Origin of the sequence: Rhodanobacter lindaniclasticus (assembly GCF_004799035.1) — a bacterium.
Classification (GTDB): domain Bacteria; phylum Pseudomonadota; class Gammaproteobacteria; order Xanthomonadales; family Rhodanobacteraceae; genus Rhodanobacter; species Rhodanobacter lindaniclasticus.
In genome coordinates, this window is the sequence record NZ_MWIO01000024.1 from 1 (window position 1) to 1,411 (window position 1,411).

The following is a 1,411-nucleotide window of genomic DNA, read 5'->3' on the forward strand; positions in this document are numbered from 1 at the left end:
GGGTCCCGAGGCCATCATGCCACTGTCTCGCGGCAGTGACGGCAAGCTCGGCGTGAAGTCGATGGGCGCGCAAGGTGACATCGTCATCAATACGAACGTCACCGTGGACGGCAACGGCAATTCCAAGTCCGACACCACTGGCGATACCAACGCGGATTCTGCTCGCCAACTCGGCAAGATGATTGAAACGAAGGTGCGCGAAGTGATGACCAGCGAATCACGGCAAGGCGGCCAATTGTGGAGAATGCGACAACCGTAAATCCGCTGCATTATGGAGTTATCGTTGCGGCGGGGGCACACCGCGCCGCTACGATGCGGGAACAACAAATAGGGGAACGATATGAAGTGGCTTTTTGCCGCATGTGCGGTGCTTTTGCTCGCCGGGTGTGGAATCAAACACCAAACGATCCACCCGACTCTGCCAACGGCACACATCAACCCTGTCGATGGAAGGCCGATCGTGATTCGGGCGGTGACCGATTCGCGCACGCCGTTGGACAACCTTGCGCTCGCCCCTTCCGACCGGCCGCGCAATGTTGGTGGCGTGGGTCGCGGAGGCAACGGCACGGCGGTTGATCTTGACGAGGAGACCGTGGCGAGCTTGGGGCGCCAAATGGTTACCCAGGCGTTGCGAACCATGGGATACAAAGTTGTCTCTGACGCTACCGCTGATGTTCCCCGTATTGAGATCGACATCACGCGGTTTAGCGTAGAAATGCCCTTCAGTCTCCTTCGGGCTATTTCCTACAGCCAACAGATGGTGGCCGATATTTCAACTAAGGTCACGATCCGCGATGGGGCGTCTGTGCAATCGTTCGAGGCTACGGGACACGGCACGAACGTCTTTCAAGTCGTGAAGCCGGAGAACTGGGAGGTTGCAATAAATCGGGCCATCGAGGATTTCTCCAAGCGGTTTCAGGAAAAGATGCTGACCGTGGAATAGTGCCGCACACGAGGGGACGGCGTTGCCCTACAGACGCGCCGTTCGGTGCCATGCATCCTGATCTCGCTCGCGAGTCCGGCAATCCGCCGATGAGAGTCAGGCGTTGCCGACAATGGAAGTCAGGCGCGAACCGACGACCGGGCAACGCCACCCGCGATGGTGGCGTTTTCTTTTCTGTTTCCGTATCAGCGTCCGTACAACGAAAAAGGCCACCCCGGAGAGTGGCCTAAGTCGTTGAATTCATTGGTGGGCGATGCAAGGATCGAACTTGCGACACCTGCCGTGTGAAGGCAGTGCTCTACCGCTGAGCTAATCGCCCGCCGAGAACGCGCAATTTTAGGGATACATGCCGGGTCGGTCAACCATCGCGCGAACGCTGCGGCGGTGCCGGTGGGGGCGTGGCCGGGACCGGGGGCTGTATCTCCGTGTCGAGCACGCGCGCTGGCTCGCGCGCCAGCCAGGGGACTA

The 1,411-nt window shown here is 59.5% G+C and carries 1 protein-coding gene, 1 tRNA gene and 1 pseudogene; 2 read left to right on the forward strand and 1 reads right to left on the reverse strand.

Going from position 1 to position 1,411, the window contains the following annotated elements:
* Nucleotides 1-259, forward strand: a pseudogene (locus tag B1991_RS07950) (phage tail tape measure protein); the annotation flags it as partial.
* An 81-nt stretch (nucleotides 260-340) separates the two neighbouring features.
* Complete coding sequence (locus B1991_RS07955; protein ID WP_136258192.1) at nucleotides 341-943, forward strand: YajG family lipoprotein; 603 nt, start codon at nucleotides 341-343, stop codon at nucleotides 941-943.
* 244 nt (nucleotides 944-1,187) lie between these two features.
* Here the strand turns inward: B1991_RS07955 and B1991_RS07960 are convergent.
* Nucleotides 1,188-1,262 (reverse strand) — tRNA-Val (locus B1991_RS07960).
* Between the last annotated feature and the right edge of the window lie 149 nt (nucleotides 1,263-1,411).

Bases quoted from the DNA above. Each gene is read 5' to 3' on its own strand.
- B1991_RS07955 (WP_136258192.1), top strand. From the start codon at position 341: ATGAAGTGGCTTTTTGCCGCATGTGCGGTGCTTTTGCTCGCCGGGTGT.